The organism is Microbacterium istanbulense (assembly GCF_037204145.1).
GTDB lineage: Bacteria > Actinomycetota > Actinomycetes > Actinomycetales > Microbacteriaceae > Microbacterium > Microbacterium istanbulense.
This window is the reverse complement of the sequence record NZ_JBBDGN010000002.1, coordinates 1-26,067: the sequence shown is the minus strand read 5'-3', so window position 1 is coordinate 26,067 and position 26,067 is coordinate 1. Positions and strand designations below refer to the sequence as shown.

Genomic DNA, 26,067 nt, shown 5'->3' with positions numbered 1-26,067 from the left:
CGCGCCTCCCGGCATCCGCCTCCCCGGCATCCATGTCCCACTTTCCGCTGTACGTGTCCCACTTTCCGCGGTGCATGTCCCAATTTCTGCTGTAAAGAGGCCGGTTTGACAGCAGTTTTTGGGACATGGTCGGTTGGGGTCTGGGGGCCGGATGCCGGGGAGGCGGATGCCGGAGAGGCGGATGCCGGAGCATCCGCTCAGTCGGCGGCGAGCGCCTCGACGGGGGTGACCCGCGTGGCCAAGCGCGTCGGGGCGACCGCGGCGATGAGCGTGAGCACGGCCATCGCGGCCACTATCACCACGACGGGTGCCCACGGCACCGCGGGGTACACCAGGCCGGCCGGTTCGAAGTCGGGCAGCACCGGCACCGAGCCCAACAGCGACTGCGCCGCCACCCACCCGTAGCCGATGCCGAGCAGCAGTCCGACCAGCGTCGCGGCGACCGTCACGTGCACAGCCTCCAGCAGCACGGTCAGCCGCACCTGCGCACTGGTCAGGCCGATCGCTCTCAGCAACCCGAGCTCGCGCCGCCGCTGCACGACACCGATGGTCAACAGATTCACCAGTCCGACCGCGGCGATCACCGCCGACACGGCGACGAGCACCATCATCACGGTGGCGAAGACATCGACCGGCGCGAAGGCCGCCGCAGTCATGTCGCCTTCGACCTGACGCATCATCAGTGCCTTGGCCGACTCCATCGCCACAGCGAACATCGTCACCAGCGCGACCCCCATCACGACGCCGATCGCCATGCGGCTCGAACGTTCCGGGTGCCGCAGCGCGTTCTCCGCCGCCAGGCGTGCCGGCGCGCTCGCCCCGAACATCCGCCCGATCAGGCGCAGCACAGGCGGCATGATCACCGCGGCGCCGAGAGACAGGCCGGTGAACGACAGCAGGCCGCCGATGAACGCCACGACCACACCCAGGGGCGAGACCATCCCGATCATGACACCGAACCCCAGCATCCCGACACCGACGATCATCAGCAGCAGCGCGCCGACGTGCCGTGCCCGTCGCGAAGCGACCTCGTCATGGCGGCGCTCCACCGAACTTCCGATGGCTTCCAGGGGCGTGACGGTCAGCACGCGCCTGGACCCGATCCACGCCGCGAGCCACGTCGTCATCGCCACGCCGACGACAGGCAGAAGAATCCACGGCTGCACGAGCGAGAACGACTCGGGGGCGCGCTCCAGCATCCGATCGCCGATCGCGACGCCCGCGACCGACACGGCCAGGCCCACGACAAGACCGACCGCCGCACCGATCATTCCCACGATCAAGCCCTGGCCGGCGACCCGTTCGCGCTGCGACCGCGCCGAGGCGCCGAGCAGGCGGAGCAACGCGATCTGACGGATGCGCCCAGCGATGATCGTCGTGAACGTGTTTGCCGTGACGATCGCGGCAATGTACATCGCGAGGGCGACCAGCACCACCGACAGAATGGCCACCACCAGGGCGAGCATCTCGCTCCCGCCGATGAACTGATCGGCCTTCAGCATCGCGCCGATGTAGCCGGTCACCTCGACGAGGAACACTCCGAACGCCGCGGCGAGCACTGCGACGAGGACGCTCGCACCCATGCCCCGCTCGCGCAGCCAGGCCAGCGACCGCGTCCGCGCCGGCAGACCGGCATCGGCCACGACGGCGCTCACGACGCCAGCTCCGCAGCGAGCATGTACGCCGAGATCTCTTCGGCGCTGCGGCGAGGATGGTCAGCGACGAGATGCCCGTCACCGAGGAACAGCACCCGATCGGCGTGACTCGCCGCGATCGGGTCGTGCGTGACCATCGCGATCGACTGACCGTGCTCGCGACTGGCAGTGGCGAGCAGCTGCAGCACCTCGCGACCCGTGGCCGAGTCGAGGTTGCCGGTGGGCTCATCGGCGAAGACGAGGTCGGGGGCGGTGGCCAGCGCGCGGGCGATCGCCACGCGCTGCTGCTGACCTCCGGAGAGCTCGTGTGGACGGTGCCGCAGGCGTGTGCCGAGACCGAGCGCCTCGATGAGGCCGTCGATGCGAGCGCGTTCGATCGCGCTCGGCTGGCGCCCGTCGAGTTCGAACGGCAGCAGGATGTTGCCGATCGCGTCGAGCGTGGGAACAAGATTGAAGGCCTGGAAGATGAAGCCGACCCGGCGACGACGCAACACCGTCAGTTCGAGGTCGTTGAGCCCGGTGATCTCGGTGTCACCGATCCATGCACGTCCGGTGGTCGGGGCGTCCAGCCCGGCCATGATGTGCATCAGGGTCGACTTGCCCGAACCCGATGGGCCCATGATGGCGGTGAACTGTCCGCGGCGGATGCCAACGCTGACATCGTCGAGAGCACGCACCTCCCCTTCGCCGCTGCCGTATGTCTTGCCGAGGTGCTGCACGCGGGCCGCGAGGCCGAGGTCGGTAGTCGTGATCTCCATACTTCGACGCTACGAACCGGCATCCGTCGGTCGCGTCGCCCGCAGGTCGCAGGATGCTACGTCGCCAGGATGATCCGGTCTACATCCCTCAGACCATGTCCCAATTTCTGCTGCTAACCGGTGGTTTTGACAGCAGAAATTGGGACATGCTCTGCGAAAAGTGGGACACGTAGGGCGAAAAGTGGGACATGGATGCCGGGCGGGCGGATGCCCGAGGCGGATGCCGGGCGGGCGGATGCCGGGCGCCGGCAGCTCAGGCGAGGCCGTGTTCGAAGGCGAAGACCACCAGCTGCACGCGGTCGCGCAGGGAGAGCTTGGTGAGGATGCGGCTGATGTGCGTCTTCACGGTCGCTTCGCTGAGGTATTCGCGTGCCGCGATCTCGGAGTTCGACAGGCCCCGAGCGGCGAGCGCGAAGATCTCCTGCTCGCGGTCGGTGAGCGCGGCAAAGGCCGGCGGCACGGGCTTGGTCTGCTCGGTGAAGTGCGCAAACAGGTCGCGGGTCGCCGCGGCGGCGATCACGCTCGACCCCGCGTGCACCGTGCGGATCGCGGCGAGCAGGAATTCCGGCTCGGCATCCTTCAGCAAGAAGCCGCTGGCGCCCTGCTGGATGGCACGGGCCGCCGCCTCGTCGAGGTCGAAGGTCGTGAGCATGACCACGCGCGGGGCGGACGGCCGTGCCAGCAGCTCCGCCGTCGCGGTGAGGCCGTCCATCACCGGCATCCGAATGTCCATCAGCACCACGTCGGGCGTCGTGCGGGTGACGACCTCGAGCGCCTCCCGCCCGTCGCCGGCCTCACCGACCACATCCATGTCGGGCTGCGAGGCGACCAGCATCCGCACGCCGGCGCGGAACAGCGCCTGATCGTCGACGAGCACGACCCTGATCATCACTTCTCCTCGGGGATCCACGGTTCTGCCGAAAGGACCGCCGATGGACCGATCGGAAGCGACGCGCGCACCACGAACCGTGCCGCATCGCCCTCGGCCTGAAGCGTACCGCCCACAAGTTGCGCGCGTTCCCGCATTCCGATCAGGCCGTGACCACCGACTCCGGAGCGCTGATCTGTCACAGAGTTCGTCACCTCGAGATCGACCCGGTCGAGCCACCATGCGATGCGCACATCGATGTCGCCGTCACCGTGGCGTAGCGCGTTCGTGAGCGCCTCTTGCAGGATGCGGTACACGGCCAGCTGGATCGCTCCGGGTGGCTCGCCCGGTGGCATCGGGTCGATCGTGACCCGTGGTTCCGCCCCCGCCTGGCGCACATGGGCGAACAGCGTCTCCAGATCGGCGAGCGTCGGCTGCGGGCCCTCCCCCTGCCGGTGGCGCAGCTGGGTGAGCAGCATCCGCACGTCAGAGAGCGCCCCACGGGCGGTCTGCGCGATCGTCCCCAGCGCTTCCTGTGCGAGCTCGGGTTGGGTCGCGGCGGCGTACCGCGCGCCATCGGACTGCGCGATCACCACCGCGAGCGAATGCGCGACGATGTCGTGCATGTCGCGGGCGATGCGCACCCGCTCCTGCTCTTCGGCGGCGAGCGTCTCGGCCTGCACCTGCGCAAGCTCGGTGGCCCGGCCGCGCAGCACGACCCGACGCAACAGACCGGCGCCCCAGGCGAGGGCCAGCGACATGAGCACGGCCACACCGAACAGCCCGCCCAGCACGAGGGCCTGGATCTGTCGGTCGGTGTCAGGCGCGAAGCCATTGCCCTGCACGAGCACGATGTAGAAGCCCGCGAGGATGCCGCCGGCGAGCGCGGATGCCCCGCCGAGCCACAGCACCTTCCGGCTTCCCCAGGCGCCGGCGGCGAACAAGACGGTGAACACCGCGACATCGACCAGGCCCGGCCACATGCCACCGATCATCTGCAGCACCGCTCCGGCCCAGGCAACGCCGAGCGCGAGCGGCGGGCTCAGGCGGGCGATCGCGGCGGCCGACCACAGCACCAGCGCGACCACGACGTGGTGTTCGATCCGCATGGCGTCGTCGGTGATCCATCCACCGGTCGTGCCCGTCGTGCCTGCCGAGAGCAGCAGGTCAAGGCCGAGCGTGACGAGCAGCCCGACGAACGCGCCGACGATGTCGAGCACGATCTGGTACGTCTGCAGTTTGCGGAACACTCCCCCACGCTACGGGAGCGCGCGACGGCTCAGCATCCGCCTGGCGATGTATCCCCGGCCGGCCGGCACGAGATCAGACCCGGCAGAGGATCTCGCCGTGCGGTACGAGATACCACCCGTCGCTGTCGTCTGCCCACCGTTTCCAGGCGTCGCTGATCGCCTGCAGCTCGGTGTGCGTTGCCAGGCCGTCGTCGAGCAGTTGGCGGGTCAGCGCGGACTGCAGAATCCGGTCGGCCCACATGCCGCCCCACCAGGCGCGGCTGGCCGGATCGGCGTAGCACCAGCTGGTTGACGTGGCGGTGACATCGGTGAATCCGGCGCCTCGCGCCCATGCGAGGAGGCGTCGCCCGGCATCCGGCTCCCCACCGTTCGCCCTCGCGGCCGTCCGGTACAAGCGCAGCCAGTCGTCGAGCTCGGGCAGCAGGGGAAACCAGATGAAGCCGGCGTAGTCGGCATCGCGCACGGCGACGAGGCCACCCGGCTTCGTGACCCGTCGCATCTCGCGCAGCGCCTGCACCGGGTCGCCCACATGCTGCAGCACCTGGTGCGCATGGACGACGTCGAAGGTGTCATCGTCGAAGTCGAGGGCATGCACGTCGGCGACGACGAAGTCGATGTTCGTGACGCCGGCTCCGGCGGCCCGCTCCCGGGAGAGCGAGAGGGCATCCTCAGAGATCTCCACGGCCGTGACGTGCGCCACGCGCTGGGCGAATTCCAACGTGATCGTGCCCGGCCCCGCGCCGACGTCGAGCAGCCGCTGCGCCGGGGCGAGATGGGGCGTGAGGTACGCGGCGGAGTTCTCGATCGTGCGGGTGGTGTGCGAGCGGAGCACGGAATCGTGGTGTCCGTGGGTGTAGACGGCCATGCGCACAGTCTGGCACTGCCGTCCGCTGCCTCAGCGCAGCTCGGCTACCAGGCGCGAGATGGCGTCGCGGTCGGGCTTGCCGGATGTCAGCAGGGCGAGTTCATCGACGAGGATGAGGCGCGCCGGGCGCGCAGGCGCGCCGATCTCGGCCGCGACCGCGTCCCTGGCCTGCTGCAGGTGGTCGGCTTCGCTGCGGCGCAGCTGCTCGCCGCGCGGAAGCACGATGACGGATGCCTCACCCCAGCGGGCATCCGGCACACCGACGACGACGGCGCGGTCGAAACCCGGGATGCCGCGCACGATACGCTCCACCCGGTCGAGGGAGATGTTGATGCCGCCCGAGACGATGACGTTGTCGATGCGGCCGTGCACCCGGACCACGCCATCGTCGACAAGGCCCGCGTCACCCGTGCGGTACCAACGCAGGCCCTCGTCGTCGGAGACGAAGGTGCGCGCCGTGAGTTCTGCATCGCCCAGGTAGCCGGCCGCGAGCATGGGTCCGGCCAGCTGCAGCTCACCGTCGACCTCGCGCACAGCGACGGTGTCGAGCGGCACCCCGTCGTAGACGCAGCCGCCGCTGGTCTCGCTCGCGCCATAGGTGCGCACCAGGCGCATTCCGGCATCCGCCGCGCGCTCGCGCACCGACTCCGGCAGAGCCTGGCCGCCGACGAGGATGGCACGATACTGCGCGACCGCGGCGCGCACGGCCGCGTCGTCTGCCGCATCGAGCAGGGTGGAGACCTGCGCCGGCACGAGCGAGGTGTAGAGCGGCTCACTCGTGGCGTGCATGAGGGTGGCCTCGGCGAAGGCGATCGGGCTGAAGCGTCCGTCAAGCAGGATCGGATCGGTACCGGCGAGCAACGAGCGCACGAGCACCTGCAGCCCCGCGACATAGCCGGCAGGCAGGGCGAGCACCCAGCGCCCGGCGCCGATGCGTGCGGTGGTCGCCTCGGCGCTGGCCCGCAGGGCATCGGCGCTGAGCATCACCCGTTTCGGGATGCCGCTGGAGCCAGAGGTCGCGATGACCACGGCCACGTCATCGGGCACCTCCACGCCGACCCCGTCGAGCATGCCCAGGCCGATCGGCGGGCCGCCGTCGATCGCTGCCCGCACCGCATCACGTACCACCCGCGGATCGTCAGACGGCAGCGTGACCAGCGTGCTCATGGCGTGCTCAGTAGTGCCAGGGGTACGACGACCAGTCGGGGTCGCGCTTCTGCAGGAACGAGTCACGCCCCTCGACGGCTTCATCCGTGCCATAGGCGAGGCGGGTGGCCTCACCGGCGAAGACCTGCTGGCCGACCAATCCGTCGTCGACGGCGTTGAAGGCGAACTTCAGCATCCGGATCGCCGTCGGCGACTTGGTGAGCACGGTCCGCGCCATCTTCAGCGCTTCGCGCTCGAGGTCTGCGTGCGGCACCACCCGGTTCACGGCGCCCATCTCGTACGCGCGCTGCGCGGAATACTCCTCGGCGAGGAAGAACACCTCGCGGGCGATCTTCTGCCCGGTCTGCCGGGCCATGTACGCCGAGCCGTACCCCGCGTCGAAGCTGCCGACATCGGCATCCGTCTGCTTGAACCGGCCATGCTCGGCGCTCGCGATCGAGAGGTCGCAGACCACGTGCAGCGAGTGCCCGCCGCCGGCTGCCCAGCCGGGGATGACGGCGATGACGACCTTCGGCATGAATCGGATGAGGCGCTGCACCTCGAGGATGTGGAGCCGGCCCGTGGCCGCCTGCGCCTGGGCGCCCGAGCCTGTCGAAGGGTGGGTCCCTGAGCTTGTCGAAGGGTGGGTCCCTGAGCTTGTCGAAGGGTGGGTCCCTGAGCTTGTCGAAGGGTGGGTCCCTGAGCTTGTCGAAGGGTCGTACTGGTAGCCATCGCGGCCGCGGATGCGCTGGTCGCCGCCCGAGCAGAACGCCCAGCCGCCGTCCTTGGGGCTCGGGCCATTGCCGGTGAGGAGCACGGCGCCGATGCGGGAGTCCTGGCGGGCGATGTCGAGCGCCCGGTACAGCTCGTCGACCGTGTGCGGGCGGAAGGCGTTGCGCACCTCTGGACGGTTGAACGCGATGCGGGCCACGCCACCGTCGCGCGAGACGTGCGCGGTGATGTCGGTGTAGTCCTCGGCACCCGGGGCGAGCTGCCATTCGGCGGGGTCGAACAGGTCGGAGACGAAGTCGTCGGTCACCCTCCCAGCCTATTGCGCCGTGCGCGAGGGCGCGGGCCGGTCGCCCGATAGCGTGGACGGATGCTGCAGATCACCCCGATAGACCCGTTCGACGCGCCGACCTTCGACGCCTGGTGGGATGCCTACGCCGCGGCTCGACGCGGCGACCTCGGAGAGGACGCGGTGGTCTGGTCACGCGAGGAGAGCCGCGCCGAGCAGCAGCAGGAATCCGAGACGACGCAGCGCCAGGCGTTTATCGCACGGCGTGACGGCGACGTCGTGGGGGCGGCATCCCTCGCTCTCTTCCTCAAGGACAACCGGCACGTCGCCGGCATCGGCGTGAATGTGCCGCCGCAGCATCGCCGGTCGGGCATCGGCTCGGCCCTACTCGCCCATGTGGAGGCCGAGGCCCGCCGCGCGGGACGCACCACGATGCGCGCCGACATCTTCTGGCCGGCCACGCTGCCCGCCGACGGCGCCGGCGCGGCGAACCTGGAGTTCGCGCGGCGTCACGGATACGAGGTGGCCCTCGGTGACCTGCAGAATCGGCTTGCCCTGCCGGTCGCCGCGGCGGTGATCGACGGCTTACTCGCCGAGGCGCCTGCGGTGGGATACGAGATCCACAGCTGGATCGGGCCGGTTCCGGAGCGTTTCCTCGCCGAGTGGGCGGCGCTCGACGCCGTGCTCGACACCGAGGCACCGACCGGAGACCTCGACCTGGAGGCATCGTCGGGCGACACCCTCGACTACCGCGCCGGGGAGAGACTGCAGGAGCAGCAGGGGCGCACCTCCTACGGCACCGTCGCCCTCGACGCCGACGGACACATCGCCGCGTACACCCAGATCGTCGTCTCATCGGATGACGGCAACGCCTATCAGTGGGGCACGCTGGTGCGACGCGCGGATCGCGGGCACCGCCTCGGCCTGCGAGTGAAGCTGGAGAACCTGCGCGCGTTGCAGCAGCACTCCCCGCAGACATCGCGGATCTACACCTTCAATGCCGAGTCGAACGCGCACATGCTCGCGGTCAACACCCGCCTGGGCTTCCAGATCAGCGCCCGGATGGCCGAGCTGCAAAAGCGGCTCGGCGACGCTCCCCACTCCTGAGGGGACGGGCGGCATGATGGAGCCATGACACCGCCGCTCGCAGACCTGCTCGCCACGGCCCGGGTTCTCGCCCTGCCGCTGCACACCCGGTTCCGAGGCGTGGACGTGCGCGAGGTGCTGCTGTTCGAGGGGCCGCAGGGCTGGGCGGAATTCTCACCGTTCGTCGAGTACGACGACGCCGAGGCGTCGACCTGGCTGGCCGCGGCGATCGACTTCGCCTGGACCGAACAGCCCGCGCCGCTGCGCGACCGGATCCCGGTGAACGCCACCGTGCCCGCGGTGGATGCCGGCGCCGTGGCGGGCGTGCTGGCGCGCTATGACGGATGCCGTACCGCCAAGGTCAAGGTCGGCGAGCGGGGCCAGCGCCTCGCGGATGACGTCGCCCGTGTGCGTGCGGTGCGCGAGGTGATGGGCCCGGACGGGCGGATCCGCATCGACGCGAACGCCGCGTGGAACGTCGACGAGGCTGAGCACGCCGTGCACGCGCTGGCCGAATTCGACCTCGAGTATGTCGAGCAGCCATGCGAGAGCGTCGCGGAGCTCGCCGAGCTCCGCCGACGCGTGAAGTACATGGGCATCCCGGTCGCCGCCGACGAGAGTGTGCGCAAGGCCGCCGATCCGCTGGCCGTGGCGGCAGCGGGGGCCGCCGATCTGCTGGTGATCAAGGCCCAGCCGCTCGGCGGCATCCATCGCGCGCTCTCGATCGTGGCCGAGTCGGCGCTGCCCGCCGTGGTCTCCAGCGCGCTGGACAGCGCGATCGGCCTGTCGCAGGGAGCGGCGCTCGCCGCCGCCCTGCCCGAGCTCGACTATGACTGCGGCCTGGGCACCGCGTCGCTGTTCGTCGACGATGTGTCGGACGCACGGCCGGTGGGTGGCTCGATCTCGGTGGAGCGGGTCACGCCGGATGCCGCCGCGCTCGACCGCCTGTCGGCCGACACGGAGCGGCGTAACTGGTGGTTGGCGCGCCTCGAGCGCTGCCACGCGCTGCTCGGCTGAGCCCGGGCCCTTCGACAGGCTCAGCCCTTCGACAGGCTCAGGAACCCATCCGGACAGGCTCAGGGCCCTTCGACAAGCTCAGGGACCGACCTGCCGAACCCCTGGGTCGCTGAGCGTGTCGAAGCGTCCCAGGGGTTCGATGTGATCAGACCGTCTCGCGGCGCGGCAGCACCCATCCCGCGCGCGGGAAGTGGCAGGTGTAGCCGCTCGGGTAGCGCACCAGGTAGTCCTGGTGCTCGGGCTCGGCCTCCCAGAACGGGCCGGCGGGCTCGATGGTGGTGACGGCCTTGCCCGGCCACAGCCCCGAGGCGTCGACGTCAGCGATGGTGTCGCGGGCGACCTGCTCCTGCTCAGGGCTGAGCGGGAAGATCGTGGAGCGGTAGCTGGAGCCGATGTCGTTGCCCTGCCGGTTGAGGGTCGACGGGTCATGAATCTGGAAGAAGAAGGCGAGGATGTCGCGGAACGAGGTCTTCGTCGGGTCGAAGACGATCTCCACCGCCTCGGCGTGGCCGGGGTGGTTGCGATAGGTGGCGTGGTCGTTCTGACCGCCGGTGTAGCCGACGCGGGTGCCGAGCACGCCGGGCTGGCGGCGGATCAGGTCTTCCACACCCCAGAAACACCCGCCGGCGAGCACGGCGGTCTCGGTGCCGGGGGTGCGGGTGATGGCGCCGGTGTCGGTGATGCCACTGGTCATGGGAGAGTCTCCTCGCTGCTGTGGGAGGCCCGGTCGGGCCGAGGGGCTTTCTGCGCCCTCAGAAAGGACAACACGGGATGTGCCCGAGTTGGTCCCGCAAACCTGAGAGCGGGCTGTGAGTTCTGAGCGGGTCAGACCTTCATCAATTCGACCATCCGGCCCAGCGCGCTGCTGCCCGCGCGGCGCAGGTCTTGGGTGTCCTCGCCGCCCATCGCCCCGCGCACGACCATGCCTTCCCACACGACCATGAGCAGGCGGGCCGCCTCTTCGGCGTCGATGCGGAGGGTGATCTGCCCGGTGTCGACGATCTGTCGGATGATCGCGGTGATGCTCGCGACGATCTCCCGCTCACCGGCCAGGTAGGCAGCGCCGAAGACGGGGTCGCGCAGGGCTCGGATGCGGATCTCGCTCATCAGCATGACGTCGAGGCGGTCATCCTCGCCCGAGTCCATCACCTGCTGCACGAGGTCGGCCGGATCGCACTCGCTGATCGCATTGGCCTCGATCATGGCGGTGATGCGTTCGCGCACGGTGCTCACGCGGGCTTCGCCCACCGAGTTCGCCAAGGTGAGGAACAGCTCGTCCATCGACTCGAAGTTCGAATAGAAGGCACCGCGGGTGAACCCGGCTCGCTCCACGACCGCCTCGACCGTGGCTCCCTCGAGCCCGACCTCGGCGAAGACCTGGGCGGCGGCATCCAGCAGTCGCGCCCTCGTGTTCTGCCTGCTGCGGGTCGCCGGTGTCGTCATCGATGCCTCCACTCTTCACTCTCGCACGTCTGCCGCGCCTTCACATCGCACGTTCAGCATGACTTCGCGCGATTCCCCTACGATACAGGTACGTACTGAATACATCTGTGTATCGAACCTGCTCGGAGGAGCCGCGTGTCCACTCTCCTGTCCTCGCTCGGACGCTGGTCGTACCGTCACCCCTGGCGCGTGCTCGTCACCTGGTTGCTGCTGCTCGGCATCGCGGGTGGCGGTGCCGTCGTGCTGGGCACCGGAACCGATAACACCTTCTCGATCCCCGGCACGGAGTCGCAGGCGGGGCTGGAGCAGCTCGAGCGCACCTTCCCGCAGGTGAGCGGCACGAACGCGCAGTTCATCGTCGTCGCTGCCGAGGGTGACGATGTCACCGACGCCGCCTACCGCGATGAGATCGAGGATGCCGTCGACGACCTCGGCCGGCTCGACGGTGTACTCGCTGCGACCTCCCCCTACGACGAGAACATCTCGGGCATGGTCAACGACGACGAGACCGCGGCGATCGTGCGCCTGCAGTTCGACGGACAGGCCACCGACGTGTCCGCCGAGACCAAGGCAGACCTGCAGGCCGTTGTCGACGACCTCAGCACGACCCTTCCCGACGGGTCGCAGACCGCGCTCGGCGGCGACCTGTTCGCGATGTCGATCCCCGCCCTGACGCTCACCGAGGCCGTCGGCCTCGTGATCGCCCTGCTGGTGCTCATCGTCACGTTCCGCTCGTTCGTGGTCGCCGGCCTGCCTCTGCTGACCGCCGTGCTCGGCGTCGGCATCTCGATGGCCGGCATCTTCGCCGCCACCGCCTTCGCCACTGTGTCATCGACGACCCCGCTACTCGCCCTCATGCTCGGCCTCGCCGTGGGTATCGACTATGCGCTGTTCATCGTCGCCCGCCACCAGGATCAGGTGCGCGCCGGTGTCGACCCCGAGGAATCCGCCGCCCGTTCGGTCGGCACGGCGGGGTCTGCCGTCGTCTTCGCGGGCGTCACGGTGCTCATCGCCCTCATCGGGCTCGGCTTCGCCGGCATCCCGTTCCTGACGACCATGGGCATCGCGGCATCCGTCGCCGTCGCGATCGCCGTCGCGATCGCCGTCACGCTCACCCCGGCCTTCCTCGGCTTTGTGAAGGGGCGCGTCGTCGGTCGCCCGAAGCGAGCGAAGAAGAAGGCGAAGGATGCTACTGAGCCGCGCTCGTTCAGCGCCCGCTGGGTCGCCGGCGTGACCCGGCGCCCGTGGCTCGTGAGCATCGCGGTGGTGCTCGGCCTCGGCATCGTCGCGGTGCCCGCGCTGAGCCTGAACCTCGCGCTGCCCAACGCGGGCGTGCTGCCGCAGGGCTCGGAGGCGCGGGTCAGCTACGACCTCACCGCCGAGGAGTTCGGGCCCGGTTTCAACGGCCCGCTCATCCTCACCGGCACGATCGTCACCTCGACCGATCCACTCACACTGATGCAGGATCTCGGCGACGAGGTCGAGAAGATCCCCGGCGTGCGAGAGGTGGCCCTGGCCACCCCGAACGAGACCGCCGACACCGGTATCGTGCAGATCATCCCCGAGACCGCACCAGACGACCCGGCCACCTCCGAGCTCGTGCGGGAACTGCGTGACCACCACGACGAGTGGCTCGACGAGTTCGGCATCGACCTGAAGGTCACCGGCTTCACCGCCGTCGCCATCGACATCTCCGACCAGCTGGGTGCCGCCCTGTTGCCGTTCGGCATCTTCGTCATCGGCCTCTCGCTGATCCTGCTCGCGATCGTGTTCCGCTCGATCTGGGTGCCGGTGACCGCGGCTGTCGGCTACCTGCTGTCGATCGTCGCCGCCTTCGGTGTCGTCGCTGCGGTGTTCGAGTGGGGCTGGTTCGCCGACTTCCTGCATGTGGCGCGCACCGGCCCGATCATCAGCTTCATGCCGATCGTGCTGATGGGCGTGCTGTTCGGCCTCGCGATGGACTACCAGGTCTTCCTCGTCTCGCGCATGCGCGAGGACTACGTGCATGATCCTGACTCGCGCGCAGAAGCGGCGCCCGGGGGCGACGGTCTCGCCCCTGCCGCGGCGCGTCGTCGCGAGGCGGCCATCCGCGCCGTGCGCAGTGGCTTCACCAGCTCGGCGCGAGTGGTCACCGCCGCCGCCCTCATCATGTTCGCCGTGTTCGTCGCGTTCGTGCCCGAGGGCGACTCCTCGCTCAAGCCGATCGCGCTGGGGCTCGCCGCCGGCATCGCGATCGACGCGTTCCTCGTGCGCATGACACTGATCCCTGCCGTCATGGCGATCCTCGGCGACCGCGCCTGGCGCATCCCGGCGTGGCTCGAGAAGATCCTGCCGCACGTCGACATCGAGGGCGAGGCCGTGGAGCGTGAACGCCATCTGGCCGACTGGCCGGGCGACGGCAGCGTGATCGCCGCCGATGACCTCGCGCTGACGGATGCCGGGCTCAGTGGCATCCGCCTCCGGGTTGCGCCGGGCGATGCCCTCATCGTGACGGGCGCGTCGCGAGGTGCGCTGCGGGCGCTGGCTTTGGCCGTCGCCGGCCGTGTAACACCGGATGCCGGGCGACTACGGGTGGCCGGCCATCTGCTGCCGGGGCGCACCGCCTGGGTGCGGGCGCATGTCGGCGCGGTGATCGCGACCGATGCCACCACCACGCTGCGCGACCTCGATGAGGCGCTGCGCGGCCGCACCGGCGTGGTCGTGCTCGACGGCGTCGACCGCCTCCCCGAGGCGGCCCGCGATCAGGTCGCCGCCCGACTGCGCGACAGTGACGCTGCCGTGCTGGTGACTTCCACCACACCGGATGCGGCCGAGCGGCTCCTCGCCGACGCGGGCCGTCAGGCATCCGTCCACGATCTCTCCTCCCCCGTCCCCCTCGCCGAGGCCCCGAACTCGCAGAACGACACCACTGAGGTGACCGCATGACCCTCTCGATCGAACGCGCGCGCTCCCGTCGACCCATCACGTGGCTGACCCTGCTGGGGGTGCTCCTGCTGCCAGCCCTCGTCGGTGGCGTGCTCGTGCTGGCGCTGCAGAACCCCACCGAACGGCTCGACTCGATGACCGCCGCGGTCGTGAACCTCGACGAGCCGGTCACGATCGACGACCAGTACACCCCGCTCGGGCGACAGCTCGCCGCAGGGCTGGTGGAGGGCTCGGATGAGTTCGACTCGAACATCAGCTGGGTGATCTCGAACGAAGACGACGCCGCTGAGGGGCTGGCGGACGGCACGTATCAGGCCGTGATCACGATTCCCGAGACGTTCTCGGCAGATGCGACCTCGGCCGGCACCGTACTCGCAGACGGCGAAGGGGATGCCGAGCAGGCCAAGATCACCGTCACGACCCCACCCGACGGCCGGGTGGCCGATGACCTCATCACGCAGCAGATCGCCGCGGTCGCGGCATCCACCATGGGCGACCTCATCTCCGAGGCGACCGTGGGCAACGTGCTGGTCGGCTTCAACACGATCGGCGATCAGATCGGCGAGGCGGCCGACGGAGCCGACAAGCTCACCGACGGCGCCGAGGCCGCGGCCGACGGGGCCGGTGAGATTCCCGATGGGGCGGCTCAGCTCGCCGACGGCGCCGACGGTCTCAGCAGCGGTGCCACCCAGCTCAGCTCCGGCGCATCTCAGCTCTCTGACGGTCTCGGCACCATCAGCTCGAAGACCCGCGAGGCGGCCAGCGGCGCAACGCAGCTGGGCCAGGGGCTCACCTCAGGGGCGGATCAACTGGTCGCGCAGGGGCTCGTGCCCGATCAGCTGTTCGCCGCGGCGAAGGGCTCGGCGCAGGCCACCGCCGGTGTCTCGAACGGCGTGGATGCCACGGCAGCCGGTATCGACCAGCTCGTCGCGCTGTGCGGCACGCGCACTCCGGGGCTGGATCCCGTCGGCGACCAGGTCTGCGCGGGGCTCTCCGGTGTGCAGGCGGGGATGCCCCAACTGCAGCAGGGCGCCTCGCTGGCCGAGCAGGCCGCCGCGGGCACCTCGGCCGGACTCACGCAGTTCGACAAGCAGGCTCCCGCCGCGGTCGCAGCGCAGCTGCGCGAGGCGGGCACGGGCGCCACGAAGCTCGGTTCGGGTCTGCAGCAGCTCGCCTCCGGCGTGGACCAGTCCGCGGACGGAGCCGACGAACTCGCCTCCGGCGCCGCGCGACTCGGCGACGGCGCGTCGCAGCTCGGCGACGGCGCGACCGCGCTGGGTGACGGTGCGACCACGCTGGCCGATGGCCTCGACGAACTGGCCTCCGGAACCGGCGAGCTCGCAGACGGTCTGCACACGGCATCCTCGGCCCTCCCTTCGTTCAGCGAGGACGAGTCGACGTCACTGGCATCCGTCATCGCGAACCCCGTCGCAAGCGAATCGGGCTCGCCGAACCTGTTCGGGCCGACGGCGATCCCCCTACTCGCCGGCGTCGTGCTCTGGGTCGGTTCCTTGGCCTCGTTCATCGCGCTGCGCGCGGTGCCGGGCGGGGTGCTCACCTCGCGGCGCTCGTCGGCAGGACTGGCCCTGCGCAGCTTCTGGCCGGCCGCGGCCCTCGGCGCCGGGCAGGGCATCCTGGTGGCGCTCATCGTTCAGCTCGTCGCAGGCTACGACCAGGCGACCTGGTGGGGCTTCGCCGGCGTCGCCGCGTTGGCGGGCGTCGCGTTCGCTGCGGTGAACCAGGCGCTGGTGGCCCTCTTCGGCGGAGCAGGACGCTGGATCAGCGCGGTGATCGGAGTGTTGGCGCTCGCGACCGGCCTCATCTCGACGGTACCGGGATGGCTCGCCGGGTTGGGAGCCGCGATGCCCACGGCCCCGGCGGTGGCAGGGCTGATCGAGCCCAGCGGCGCCGCGGTCACGGGCCTGATCGTCTGGGGCATCCTGTCGCTCGGTGCGACGACGCTCGCCGTCGCGCTGCGCCGCTCCACGTCGACGAAGGCCGTGCTCGCCGCCGCCTGACGCGCCCGCCCCCTGGGCATCCGCGCGCGCGGTGAGCGCAAACGCACCGGAATCCCCCGATTCGCCAGCATTTCCGCTCACCCAGCACCGCGGTGTTCAGAAACGCTGCCCGGATGCCGATCCCCGCGACGTTACTGCACACCGCGCGACGAGGGTGGCGGGCGCCAGCCCCGTCCCGCGCACCCGCCCGCGCGGTGAGCGCAAACGCATCGGAATCCGCCCATTCACCGGCATTTCTGCTCACCCGGCACCGCGGTGTTCAGAAACGCTGCCCGGATGCCGAACTCGGCGACGTTTCTGCACACCGCGCAACGCGAACGCCGCGCGCCGGCGCCGTCCCGCGCATCCGCGCCTACAGTGAGCGCAAACGCTTCGGAATCCCCCGATTCGCCGGCATTTCCGCTCACCGAGCACCGCGGTGTTCAGAACCGCTGCCCGGATGCCGATCCCCGCGACGTTACTGCACACCGCGCAACGCGCGACTCAGCTCAGGCCGGAGTACGCGTGCAAGCCCTTGAAGAACACGTTCACGATGGTGAAGTTGAAGATCACGGCCGCGAAGCCGGTGATCGACAGCCACGCCGAGGGGGTGCCGCGCCAACCACGCGTCGCGCGGGCGTGGATGTAGCCGGCGTAGACGACCCAGATGATGAACGTCCAGGTCTCCTTCACGTCGAAGCCCCAGTAGCGACCCCACGCGTCCTGAGCCCAGATCGCGCCGGCGATGAGCGTGAACGTCCAGAAGATGAACCCCACAACGGTGAAGCGATACGCGAGGTTCTCGAGGCGCGTCGAGTCCGGAATCGTCCGCAGGAACCCCGGGCCGGTCTTGGCTGCACCCTCGGCGATCAGGCGCTCGCGACGAGCCTGCATGAGCTGCATGACCGACAGCGCGAACGCCAGCGCGAACAGCGCCGTCGACAGCGACGCGACGAAGACGTGGATGACCAGCCACACCGACTTCAGGGGCTCGGCCAGCGGCACGATGACCACGTAGAAGTTCGTCGATGCGAGGCCCAGCAGCACCACGACCAGGCCGATGATGAACGTGCCGAGGTACCGCAGGTCGAGGCGTGTGAGCACCCCGAGGTACACCGCGACGATGAGCAGCGTGCCGATCATCGCGAACTCGTAGAGGTTCGCCCACGGCACGTGCCCGGCCTCGATGCCGCGCAGCAGGGTCGCCGCGAAGTGGAACAGGAAACCGAGCACGGTCAGCGAGGTGCCGATGCGCGCCATCACGAAACGGGGCTTCTTCGACTCATCGGATGCCCCATCACCACGCCCACCACCGTCGACGTACGCGCTGCCGCCGCCCGCGGTGACGAGCACCTCGGTCTCGACCTTGGCCACCTTCGCCGACGACCGCGAAGCAAGGTCGAACGTGTACGCCACGAACGCCGCCGCGTAGATCGCAATCGCGGTCCACAGCAGCAGCACCGAGAGGGATTCGAGATCAGCCATTGTCGTGCTCTCCCTTCACCGAAGTGTCGCGCCGCGGCGCCACTCCGTCAAGCAGTCGCTCATGCCCCTGCGCGAGATCGCTCACCGCAGCAGACAGAGTCGGATCCTCGCCGCGCGCGAGCCCGGCGTATTCGAGTCGGATGCCGCCGTCTTCGGCGGTCGCTTTGACCCACATCCGCCGGCGGGGCACGAACAGGGCGAGCCCAAGGCCGCCCAGCGCCAGCAGCGCGAACGCCAGCACCCACCCGGCGGAGTTGTCGTGGTGGATCTGCAGCGACACGTACCGCTTGACCGACTGGCTCAGGTCGGTGGCTCCGGCGGGCGACGCGTCTTCGAACGTGACGGTGCCGCGGCCACCGGGCAGGTCGGCGGTCTCGCCCGGCTCGAGCTCGATCGACTCGACGTCGGTGCCGCGGCCGGTGAGCTTGTCGAGCTCGCCAGTGTCGAGCGTGTACACCGATCGCGGCGTGCCGTCGTTGATGCCCAGGTCGCCCTCGTAGACGTCGAGAGTGAGCAGCGGACCATACAGGTCACCGAACACCGAGGTGTACGCCCCCGAGTCGAGCTGCGCGGCGGTCGGGTAGAAGAATCCGGTCAGGCCGAGCTGCTCGGGCATCCCGTCGGTGACCTTGACCACACCGAGCGAGGTCATGTTGTTGTCCTGCGGCAGGAACTCGACCGGCTGGCTGTAGACGATGTCGCCCTCGGCGTTGCGCACCGTGATGGTGGGCGCGTAGCCGTTGCCGAGCAGGTAGATCTGGTCGCCGCCGACGCGCAGCGGGTGGTTGACCTTGACTGATCCGTCCCACTCCGATCCGTCGACGTCGCGCACCGAGACGTTGGCGGAGAAGTTCGCGGCCTGACCGCCGCCGGCCTCGCCGAGCGGCACGTAGGTGACGTCGAACGAGTCGAGGGTCATCGCGTACGGCTGCAGAGCCTCATCGCTGACGAAGCGACCACGGTTGATCGACGAGTAGTCCAGCAGCGAGTTGACGAAGGTGGTGCCCTCGACGACGACCTTCTGCCCGGTGTACGAGAACCCGCCACCGATGCCGACCGTGATCAACACACCGACCAGAGCGATGTGGAACAGCAGGTTGCCTGTCTCACGCCAGTAGCCTCGCTCCGCCGACACCGACCAGGTGCGGCCGCGGTCGTAGCGCGCTACCCGGTAGCCGAGCGCCTTCAGCTGCTTCTGTGCGGCATCCGCGGCGGCTGCAGCCTCGGCATCCGCATCGCCACCGTCGGCGACCACGCGCTGGGTGACGATGTGGTCATCGAGCCGGGCGAGGCGGGCGGGGGTGCGCGGCGGCTGGGCGCGCAGCGCCTTGGCGTGGTGCTTGATGCGCGGAATGATGCAGCCGACCAGCGAGATGAACAGCAGCAGATAGATGGCCGAGAACCACGGCGACAGGTACACGTCGAACATGCTCATCGCGTCGAGCACGGGGTACAGGTCGGGGTTGTCGGTCTTGAACTGGGTGACGCCGTTGGGGTCGGCCATCCGCTGCGGGAAGATCGAGCCGGGAATCGCGGCGATCGCGAGGATGAGCAGCAGGATCAGCGCGACCCGCATCGAGGTGAGCTGACGCCAGCCCCAGCGCAGCCAGCCGACAAAGCCGAGCTTGGGCTGAGCGACCTCCGCGTCGTCGGCGACGGAATCGATGTGGTCAGACGGGCGGAGCGGGTCGTTGTCAGAGCGGGAGTTCGACACTCGAGACCACCGCCCCCAGCTTCGACATGATGTCGGTCCAGACACCCGTGACCATGAGCAGACCGAGCACGATGAGCAGCACGCCTCCGATGATGTTGACGATACGGATGTGACTGCGCAGGAAGGTCAAGGCACGCGTCGCCCAGCCGAACCCGAGCGCCACGAGCAGGAAGGGGATGCCGAGGCCGGCCGAGTACGCCACACCGAGCAGGGCCGCCCGCCAGGGGTCACCGAGCGTCCAGCTCACCCCGATGATGGCCGACAGGGTCGGGCCGATGCAGGGCGCCCACCCGATGCCGAGCGCGAAGCCCAGCAGCGGAGCGCCGATGAGCCCGGTGGTGCCCGAGACGTGCATACGCATCTCGCGCTGGGCGAAGCCGAACAGCCCCAGAAAGACCAGACCCATCACGATGATCACGCCGCCGAGGATGCGGGTGATGAGGTCGCCCCATTCCAAGAAGAAGACGGATGCCGCGCCGCCGATGACCGTGTACGCGACGAATACGACGGTGAAGCCGAGGATGAACAGCAGCACGCCGAGTGCGAGGCGCGCCCGGGTCGGAGTCTCGACGACCGCGGTGCCGGCGGGACTGCCGGCAGGCGAGGCGGTCTGACGCGGGGCGACGGCTCCGCCGAGAAAGCCGAGGTAGCCGGGCACGAGCGGCAGCACGCACGGGGAGAGGAACGAGACGAGCCCGGCGAGCATCGCCACCGGGATGGCGAGCCAGAGGGCGCCCCCGCCGATGAGGTCGGCCACGTTCACGCGGATTCCTCGAGCAGATCGCCCACGATCGTCGAGAGGATCGACGGGCTTTCGAGCTGGCCGATGATGCGGGCGGCGACCCGGCCATCCTTGTCGAGCACGAGCGTGGTGGGCGGCGCGAGGGTGGGCGCGACGCGGGCGAAGGCGAGCTTGGCCTCGCCGGTGTTCACGTCGATGAGGCTCGGGTAGGTGACGCCGTACTGTTCGGCGAACGCCTTGGCGGTGTCGGCCTGGTCGTAGATGTTCACGCCGATGAACTCGACATCCTCGCCCTGGTACTCCTGCCAGACCGACTCGAGGTCTTTCGCCTCGACCCGGCACGGGCCGCAGGCCGCGTACCAGAAGTTCACGACGGTCACGCCGCCGCGGGTGTCATCGCTCGAGAACTCGTCGCCGTTCTCGGTGACGCCGCCGAAGTCGACCGGTTCACTGCGCTCATCTGGCGCGAACTCGGTGACTGTCAGGTCGACCGACACATAGCCCTTGTTCTCGCCGTTCAGGTACGACTCAGTCGCGGGGTCGGGCGCGCACGCGGCAAGACCGAGGGCGAGAGCGCCGACGAGCGCGGCTCCGGTCACGCGTCCGAGACGGATGCGACGGAGCGGGCGTTCGCGGCGGACAGCACGAAGCGACGCGGGAAACACGCTGTCAGTGTAGGCAGAGGTTCCTATGGGTGAGCCGGACGCTCACACCGCTCCGAGGTCGATTCCGGCGGCTGCGGGCTCTGCATAGGCCACCTCGCGCCACACGTCTCCGACGCGTTCGAAAGAGGTCACGCTGGAGAGCGCGCAGCGCCTGGTACGCGGGTCGTGCGGCAGCGGGAGCCCCGCCACCGAGAGATGCGCGATCCAGATCGGCGCCTGGTGCGAGACGAAGACGATGTCGCCGGATGCCGTGGCATCCCACGCTTCGTCCATCGCCGAGCGCATGCGTGTGGCGATCTGGGAGTATGGCTCTCCCCAGCTGGGAACCGACGGACGCCGCAGGTGCCGCCAGTTGCGCGGGTCGCGCAGGGCCCGGCGCATCTGTCGCCCCTCGAACACGTTCGACGGTTCGATGATGCGCACGTCGAGTTCGGGGACGAGACCGAACAGCTCGGTGAACGGCTCGGCGGACTGCTGTGTGCGCTCCAGCGGCGAGGCGGTCAGTTGTGCGACCGGACGACCAAGCCCGTGCACGTGTTCCGCGGCCGCGCGCGCCATCCCGACGCCGGCGGTGCTGAGCCGGTAGCCGGGCAGTCGCCCGTAGAGGATGCGATCGGGGTTGTACACCTCGCCGTGACGCACCAGGTGCAGGCGTTCAGCGGCCATCGCTGCGCCGTCCGTCCACGGGGTTCGCGTCCATGAGTCCTCCGGGTGCTCGTCGCCGCCACTCTATCGGCGGCGCCCCCTGCGGCAGAACTCGGGTGGGATGCGCGGGGTCAGGCCACGCGGGAGACGACGTCCCGCTCTTCCGCGGCCGCGACGGCCGGACGCGACAGCTTCGCGTCGACGACGATCAGGGCGAAGACCGCAGCCGCTCCAGCGAGCGCGAGCAGCACCGGCATCCACACGTCACCGCTCGGCGGCAGCAGCACACCGACGCCGGCCGGGTCGCCGTCCTCGGCGGTCTGCCAGGGCCACAGCGCGCGCAGCGACCCCAGCATGAGCCCGGTCATCGCCAGCAGCGTCAGTCGGCGCTGGTGCGCCAGCAGCCAGCGCAGTGCGCGCACGATCGTGCCGAGGCCGACGAGGGCGCCGAGGGCGAAGACGGCCAGGTAGCCGAGGTCACGCGATGCGACCGCCTTGAGCGTCGGGGCGTACAGGCCGATGGCCAGCAAGAAGAACGACCCCGAGACGCCGGGCACGACCAGCGCGCAGACGGCGATGGCCGCGGCCACGAACACCATCAGCAAAGGCGGGTCGGCGACCACTCCTCCTCCGGCGAAGCCCACGAGAGCGAAGGATGCCCCCGCGGCGAGGACGAAGACGAGGATGTCGGCGACGCCGCGCGACCCCGCGCGCAGCGCGAGCCGCCAGGGGACGACGAGGCTCGCGGCGACGAGGCCGAAGAACAGGGCGCGGGAGGCGACAGGTTGCGAGGAGACGAGTGACTCGACGACGCCGGCCGCGATGATCACCATGGCCGCCATGCCGACCAGCAACGGCGTGAGGAACATCCACTCGACCTGGCGGATCGTGCGCAGGAACGATGCCCGGCGGTCCGGTCCGGTGAGCAGCTGACGCACCGCGGCGCCGAGCAGCGACAGGTTCAGCAGCAGACGCTCGTACACGCCGACGACGAGCGCGACGGTGCCGCCGGAGATGCCGGGCAGCAGCTCGGCCATGCCGATCAGAGCCCCGCGGAGGGCGTTGGTCAGCATCCGTACCGGAGTGGCGCGCTCGCGCGTGGGGGCAGTGGTCGTCATCACCTCTGACGCTATCGCTCCCCACCTCCGGGAATCCTGCGAGCGCCCCTGCGGGCCGTAGACTAGGCCGATCTGTCCACTCCGAACGAAAGAGGACTTCCCCGTGCTTCGCACACACACGGCAGGCTCACTCGACGCCTCGAACATCGGTCAGACCGTCACCCTCACGGGTTGGGTCGATCGCCGTCGTGACCACGGAGGAGTCGCCTTCATCGATCTGCGCGATGCTTCGGGCATCGCCCAGGTGGTCATCCGTGACGAAGAGGTGGCGCACCCGCTGCGCAGCGAGTTCGTGCTGAAGGTCACCGGCGAGGTCTCTCGCCGCCCTGCCGGCAACGAGAACCCGAACCTGCCCTCGGGTGAGATCGAGATCGTCGCCACCGATGTCGAGGTGCTCAACGAGTCGGCCCCGCTGCCGTTCCAGGTGTCGTCCGGACTCATCGACGCCGACCCGATCGGCGAGGAGGTGCGCCTGAAGCACCGCTACCTCGACCTGCGTCGCCCGGCGCCCGCCGCGGCCATGCGCCTGCGATCGGAGGTCTACAAGGCCGTGCGCGACGTGCTGCACGAGCGTGGTTTCCTCGAGGTCGAGACGCCCACCCTGACCCGATCCACCCCCGAGGGCGCCCGCGACTTCGTGGTGCCCGCTCGTCTGCATCCCGGCAGCTGGTATGCCCTGCCGCAGTCGCCGCAGCTGTTCAAGCAGCTGCTCATGGTCGGCGGCATCGAGAAGTACTTCCAGATCGCGCGCTGCTACCGCGATGAGGACTTCCGCGCCGACCGGCAGCCGGAGTTCACGCAGCTCGACATCGAGATGAGCTTCGTCGAGCAGGAAGACGTCATCGAGATGATGGAGGCCGTCATCACCGCGATGTGGGCCACCATCGGTGTTGAGGTGCAGACGCCGCTGCCGCGGATGACGTACGCCGACGCGATGGCCAAGTACGGCTCGGACAAGCCCGACCTGCGGTTCGGTCTGGAGCTCGTCGAAGCGACCGAGTACTTCGCGAACACCCCGTTCCGGGTGTTCCAGTCGGAGTACGTCGGTGCCGTGCTCATGCCCGGTGGTGCGTCGCAGCCGCGCAAGACGCTGGATGCCTGGCAGGACTGGGCCAAGCAGCGCGGCGCCCGCGGTCTGGCGTACGTGCTCTTCAACGAGGACGGCACCCTGGGCGGCCCCGTCGCGAAGAACCTGTCCGAGGCCGAGCAGGCGGGCCTTATGCAGCTCGTCGGCGCCCAGCCCGGCGACTGCGCGTTCTTCGCCGCCGGTGAGACCAAGGCCTCGCGCGCGCTGCTCGGTGCGGCCCGCGTCGAGATCGGCCGCCGCCTGGGTCTGCTCGACCCGGACGTCTTCGCCTTCACCTGGGTCGTCGACGCGCCGATGTTCGAGCCGGCGGCGGATGCCGTGGCATCCGGCGACGTCGCTGTCGGTGGCGGCAAGTGGACGGCTGTGCACCACGCGTTCACCGGCCCGAAGCCGGAGTTCGAGGACACGTTCGACACCGACCCCGGTTCGGCGCTCGCTTACGCGTACGACATCGTGTGCAACGGTTCCGAGCTCGGTGGTGGGTCGATCCGCATCTACCGCGAGGACATCCAGAAGCGCGTCTTCGAGGTCATGGGCATCAGCGACGAGCAGGCCGAGGAGAAGTTCGGCTTCCTGCTCGAGGCGTTCAGCTACGGCGCTCCCCCGCACGGCGGAATCGCGCTGGGCATGGACCGCGTCATGCAGCACCTGACCAAGACCGACTCGATCCGCGAGGTGATCGCGTTCCCGAAGTCTGGTGGTGGGTTCGACCCGCTGACCGAGGCACCGGCGCCGATCAGCGCCGAGCAGCGCGCCGAGGCCGGCGTCGACTTCGTCCCCGAAGACGACGAGGCCTGACTCGCGCGTTCCGGCCCCCGAGCCCGCCGCTCGGTCGCCGAGACCCCGCTTTTTCGCCGAGACCCCGGCTTGCAGACGTCTGCAGCCCGGGGTCTCGACGCTATCTGGGGGTCTCGGTGATCCGTCAGACCCCGAAGAGGGGCACGAGGTTCTCGTTCCACACGTCGACGCCGAGTTTGGCGATGAGCACGGTCACCACGATGAGGAACACCACGCGGATGAACGTTGTGCCGCGGGCGATCGCCATGCGGGAGCCGAGGTAGCTGCCGCCGATGTTGGCCCCGGCGAGGATGCCGCCCAGCAGCCACAGCACCGAGCCGTGCGGGATGAACAGCAGCAGCGCGCCCGCATTCGTGGCGAGGTTGACGATCTTCGCCTTGGCGCTGGCCTGCAAGAAGTCGTAGCCCATGAGCGCGACCAACGCGATCACCAGAAACGTGCCCGTTCCCGGCCCGATCAGACCGTCGTAGAACCCGATCACCAGGCCGGCGACGCCCGCCATGATGTAGTGCCGGTGGCCGTCGAAGCGCAGTTTGGTCGCGGCCCCCATCTCGGGTTTGAACGCCGTGAACAGCGCCACCGCGAGCAGCGCCACGACAATGATCGGTTTGAATGCGGCGGCGGGCAGCACGGTCGCCACCGCCGCGCCGCCGAACGACCCGACCAGTGCGATCAGCGCCATCGGGATCGCCGTGCGGATGTCGGGCTTCGCCCGGCGGTAGTACGTGACACTGCTCGTCGCGGTGCCGAAGACCGATGCCAGTTTGTTGGTCGCGAGCGCCTGCACGGGCGCGATTCCGGGGATCAGCAGCAGGGCGGGCAACTGCAGCAGGCCGCCACCGCCGACCACGGCATCCACCCACCCGGCCGCGAACGCGGCAAGGATGAGAAGGGCGAGCATTCCCCAGGTCAGCTGCTCGAGACCGAGGAATGCTCCGATGTCCATTCCGCCAGAATGCCAGACTGGGCAGATGCTCGATGCTCTCGAACTTCCGCTCTCCCTGGCCACGCGTGCCAGTGCGGTCACGCTGCGCCGCGCAGTGCCATCGGATGCCGCGGCGCTGATCGCCCTCCTCGCTGACGACCCGATCAGCGCGGCGCGCGGCGATGTGGCGGCAGCCGAAGACCGGCCGGTCTATGAGGCAGCGCTGCGCGGCATCCTGGATGACCCGATGAACGACCTGCTCGTCGCCGAGGCGGCGGGCGAGGTGATCGGCACGTTCCAGCTCACCCTCATCCCCGGCATGGCGCGCCGCGGCGCCCGACGGCTGCTCGTCGAGGCGGTGCGGGTGCGCAGCGACCAGCGGTCGAGCGGGCTCGGCTTGGCCATGATGCGTTGGGTCACCGATGTGGCCGCGCCGGCGCTGGATGCCGGGCTCGTGCAGCTCACCTCGGACGCCGCACGTGTCGACGCGCACCGCTTCTACGAGCGGCTCGGCTTCACCGGCTCGCACGTCGGGTTCAAGTACGCCGTCACCCTGCCCTGACCCTCTTCCCTGCGACGTCCTCTGGCGCTACCGTGAGCGCGGGGATCGATCCCCGGATATCCGAGAGAGAGGACGCCTGATGGCGGGCAAGTTCGAGCTGTACGAAGACAAGGGTGGCGACTGGCGTTTCCGGCTGAAGGCGGGCAACGGCGAGGTCATCGCGACCGGCCAGGGCTATGCCTCGAAGTCGGGTGCGCTGAACGGCATCGACTCGGTGCGCCGCAATGCCGCGGATGCCGAGGTCGTCGAAGTCGAGTCCTGACACCCCGTCTTAACGTCGAGACCCCCTGCTGCGGGT

The 26,067-nt window shown here is 69.5% G+C and carries 23 protein-coding genes; 7 read left to right on the top strand and 16 right to left on the bottom strand.

The window, feature by feature from the left end:
- Positions 1 to 197 precede the first annotated feature (197 nt).
- From WDU93_RS03115 to WDU93_RS03085, 7 genes are all read right to left on the bottom strand, one after another.
- Entirely contained in the window at positions 198 to 1,655 is a 1,458-nt protein-coding gene (locus WDU93_RS03115) for an ABC transporter permease (RefSeq protein WP_337317349.1), read from the bottom strand.
- Positions 1,652 to 2,413: an ABC transporter ATP-binding protein gene (locus WDU93_RS03110; RefSeq protein ID WP_337317348.1), complete on the bottom strand. Its 762-nt coding sequence runs from the start codon at positions 2,411 to 2,413 to the stop codon at positions 1,652 to 1,654. Before WDU93_RS03110 ends, WDU93_RS03115 begins: the two co-directional genes overlap by 4 nt.
- Positions 2,414 to 2,666: 253 nt before the next feature.
- On the bottom strand, positions 2,667 to 3,302 hold the full coding sequence (locus tag WDU93_RS03105) for a response regulator transcription factor (protein WP_337317345.1): 636 nt from the start codon (positions 3,300 to 3,302) through the stop codon (positions 2,667 to 2,669).
- Entirely contained in the window at positions 3,302 to 4,531 is a 1,230-nt protein-coding gene (locus tag WDU93_RS03100) for a sensor histidine kinase (RefSeq protein WP_337317343.1), read from the bottom strand. The genes WDU93_RS03105 and WDU93_RS03100 overlap by 1 nt, the downstream gene beginning before the upstream one ends.
- 73 nt (positions 4,532 to 4,604) lie before the next feature.
- Positions 4,605 to 5,396 carry a class I SAM-dependent methyltransferase gene (locus WDU93_RS03095; protein ID WP_337317341.1) on the bottom strand — a complete coding sequence of 264 codons (792 nt, stop codon included), beginning with the start codon at positions 5,394 to 5,396 and terminating at the stop codon, positions 4,605 to 4,607.
- 30 nt (positions 5,397 to 5,426) lie between these two features.
- Complete coding sequence (locus WDU93_RS03090; protein ID WP_337317339.1) at positions 5,427 to 6,563, bottom strand: AMP-binding protein; 1,137 nt, start codon at positions 6,561 to 6,563, stop codon at positions 5,427 to 5,429.
- Positions 6,564 to 6,570: 7 nt separating this feature from the next.
- Complete coding sequence (locus tag WDU93_RS03085) at positions 6,571 to 7,581, bottom strand: 1,4-dihydroxy-2-naphthoyl-CoA synthase (protein ID WP_337317337.1); 1,011 nt, start codon at positions 7,579 to 7,581, stop codon at positions 6,571 to 6,573.
- A gap of 60 nt (positions 7,582 to 7,641) precedes the next feature.
- Between WDU93_RS03085 and WDU93_RS03080 the strand changes: the two genes are divergently transcribed.
- On the top strand, positions 7,642 to 8,667 hold the full coding sequence (locus WDU93_RS03080; protein ID WP_337317335.1) for a GNAT family N-acetyltransferase: 1,026 nt from the start codon (positions 7,642 to 7,644) through the stop codon (positions 8,665 to 8,667).
- A 24-nt stretch (positions 8,668 to 8,691) separates the two neighbouring features.
- Positions 8,692 to 9,663, top strand: a complete 972-nt coding sequence (locus WDU93_RS03075; RefSeq protein WP_337317333.1) for an o-succinylbenzoate synthase — start codon at positions 8,692 to 8,694, stop codon at positions 9,661 to 9,663.
- Between the two features lie 145 nt (positions 9,664 to 9,808).
- Here WDU93_RS03075 and msrA read toward each other — a convergent pair whose 3' ends face one another.
- Both msrA and WDU93_RS03065 read right to left on the bottom strand, forming a co-directional pair.
- A complete protein-coding gene (gene msrA, locus WDU93_RS03070; protein ID WP_337317331.1) occupies positions 9,809 to 10,357 on the bottom strand; it encodes a peptide-methionine (S)-S-oxide reductase MsrA in 549 nt (182 codons plus the stop codon).
- A 131-nt stretch (positions 10,358 to 10,488) separates the two neighbouring features.
- Positions 10,489 to 11,106 (bottom strand): TetR/AcrR family transcriptional regulator, encoded by a 618-nt coding sequence (locus WDU93_RS03065; protein ID WP_337317328.1) that lies wholly within the window; start codon positions 11,104 to 11,106, stop codon positions 10,489 to 10,491.
- 135 nt (positions 11,107 to 11,241) lie between these two features.
- On the opposite strand from WDU93_RS03065, the gene WDU93_RS03060 reads away from it, so the two are divergent.
- Complete coding sequence (locus WDU93_RS03060) at positions 11,242 to 14,031, top strand: MMPL family transporter (protein ID WP_337317325.1); 2,790 nt, start codon at positions 11,242 to 11,244, stop codon at positions 14,029 to 14,031.
- Positions 14,028 to 16,049, top strand: a complete 2,022-nt coding sequence (locus WDU93_RS03055) for a YhgE/Pip domain-containing protein (protein ID WP_337317322.1) — start codon at positions 14,028 to 14,030, stop codon at positions 16,047 to 16,049. Before WDU93_RS03060 ends, WDU93_RS03055 begins: the two co-directional genes overlap by 4 nt.
- Before the next feature lie 483 nt (positions 16,050 to 16,532).
- Here the strand turns inward: WDU93_RS03055 and ccsB are convergent, their stop codons facing one another.
- The 6 genes from ccsB to WDU93_RS03025 all read right to left on the bottom strand — a co-directional run bounded on the left by ccsB (position 16,533) and on the right by WDU93_RS03025 (position 22,397).
- Positions 16,533 to 17,513: a c-type cytochrome biogenesis protein CcsB gene (gene ccsB, locus WDU93_RS03050; protein ID WP_337317320.1), complete on the bottom strand. Its 981-nt coding sequence runs from the start codon at positions 17,511 to 17,513 to the stop codon at positions 16,533 to 16,535.
- Positions 17,506 to 19,227, bottom strand: coding sequence for a cytochrome c biogenesis protein ResB (gene resB / locus WDU93_RS03045; protein ID WP_337317317.1), 1,722 nt, complete (start codon positions 19,225 to 19,227; stop codon positions 17,506 to 17,508). The genes ccsB and resB overlap by 8 nt, the downstream gene beginning before the upstream one ends.
- The gene (locus WDU93_RS03040) at positions 19,208 to 19,990 is read right to left on the bottom strand and encodes a cytochrome c biogenesis CcdA family protein (protein ID WP_337317314.1); all 783 of its coding nucleotides are present in this window, start codon (positions 19,988 to 19,990) and stop codon (positions 19,208 to 19,210) included. Before WDU93_RS03040 ends, resB begins: the two co-directional genes overlap by 20 nt.
- Positions 19,987 to 20,634, bottom strand: coding sequence for a TlpA family protein disulfide reductase (locus WDU93_RS03035; RefSeq protein ID WP_337317310.1), 648 nt, complete (start codon positions 20,632 to 20,634; stop codon positions 19,987 to 19,989). Before WDU93_RS03035 ends, WDU93_RS03040 begins: the two co-directional genes overlap by 4 nt.
- Positions 20,635 to 20,676: 42 nt before the next feature.
- Positions 20,677 to 21,300, bottom strand: coding sequence for a histidine phosphatase family protein (locus tag WDU93_RS03030; RefSeq protein ID WP_337317307.1), 624 nt, complete (start codon positions 21,298 to 21,300; stop codon positions 20,677 to 20,679).
- A gap of 110 nt (positions 21,301 to 21,410) precedes the next feature.
- On the bottom strand, positions 21,411 to 22,397 hold the full coding sequence (locus WDU93_RS03025; protein ID WP_337317304.1) for a DUF368 domain-containing protein: 987 nt from the start codon (positions 22,395 to 22,397) through the stop codon (positions 21,411 to 21,413).
- A 103-nt stretch (positions 22,398 to 22,500) separates the two neighbouring features.
- Here WDU93_RS03025 and aspS point away from each other — a divergent pair, with 103 nt between their 5' ends.
- On the top strand, positions 22,501 to 24,282 hold the full coding sequence (gene aspS, locus WDU93_RS03020) for an aspartate--tRNA ligase (protein ID WP_337317301.1): 1,782 nt from the start codon (positions 22,501 to 22,503) through the stop codon (positions 24,280 to 24,282).
- A gap of 124 nt (positions 24,283 to 24,406) precedes the next feature.
- Here the strand turns inward: aspS and WDU93_RS03015 are convergent, their stop codons facing one another.
- Positions 24,407 to 25,228, bottom strand: coding sequence for a sulfite exporter TauE/SafE family protein (locus WDU93_RS03015; RefSeq protein ID WP_337317298.1), 822 nt, complete (start codon positions 25,226 to 25,228; stop codon positions 24,407 to 24,409).
- A gap of 25 nt (positions 25,229 to 25,253) precedes the next feature.
- Between WDU93_RS03015 and WDU93_RS03010 the strand changes: the two genes are divergently transcribed.
- Both WDU93_RS03010 and WDU93_RS03005 read left to right on the top strand, forming a co-directional pair.
- Complete coding sequence (locus tag WDU93_RS03010; RefSeq protein WP_337317295.1) at positions 25,254 to 25,769, top strand: GNAT family N-acetyltransferase; 516 nt, start codon at positions 25,254 to 25,256, stop codon at positions 25,767 to 25,769.
- Between the two features lie 79 nt (positions 25,770 to 25,848).
- On the top strand, positions 25,849 to 26,031 hold the full coding sequence (locus WDU93_RS03005) for a YegP family protein (RefSeq protein ID WP_337317293.1): 183 nt from the start codon (positions 25,849 to 25,851) through the stop codon (positions 26,029 to 26,031).
- Positions 26,032 to 26,067 lie beyond the last annotated feature (36 nt).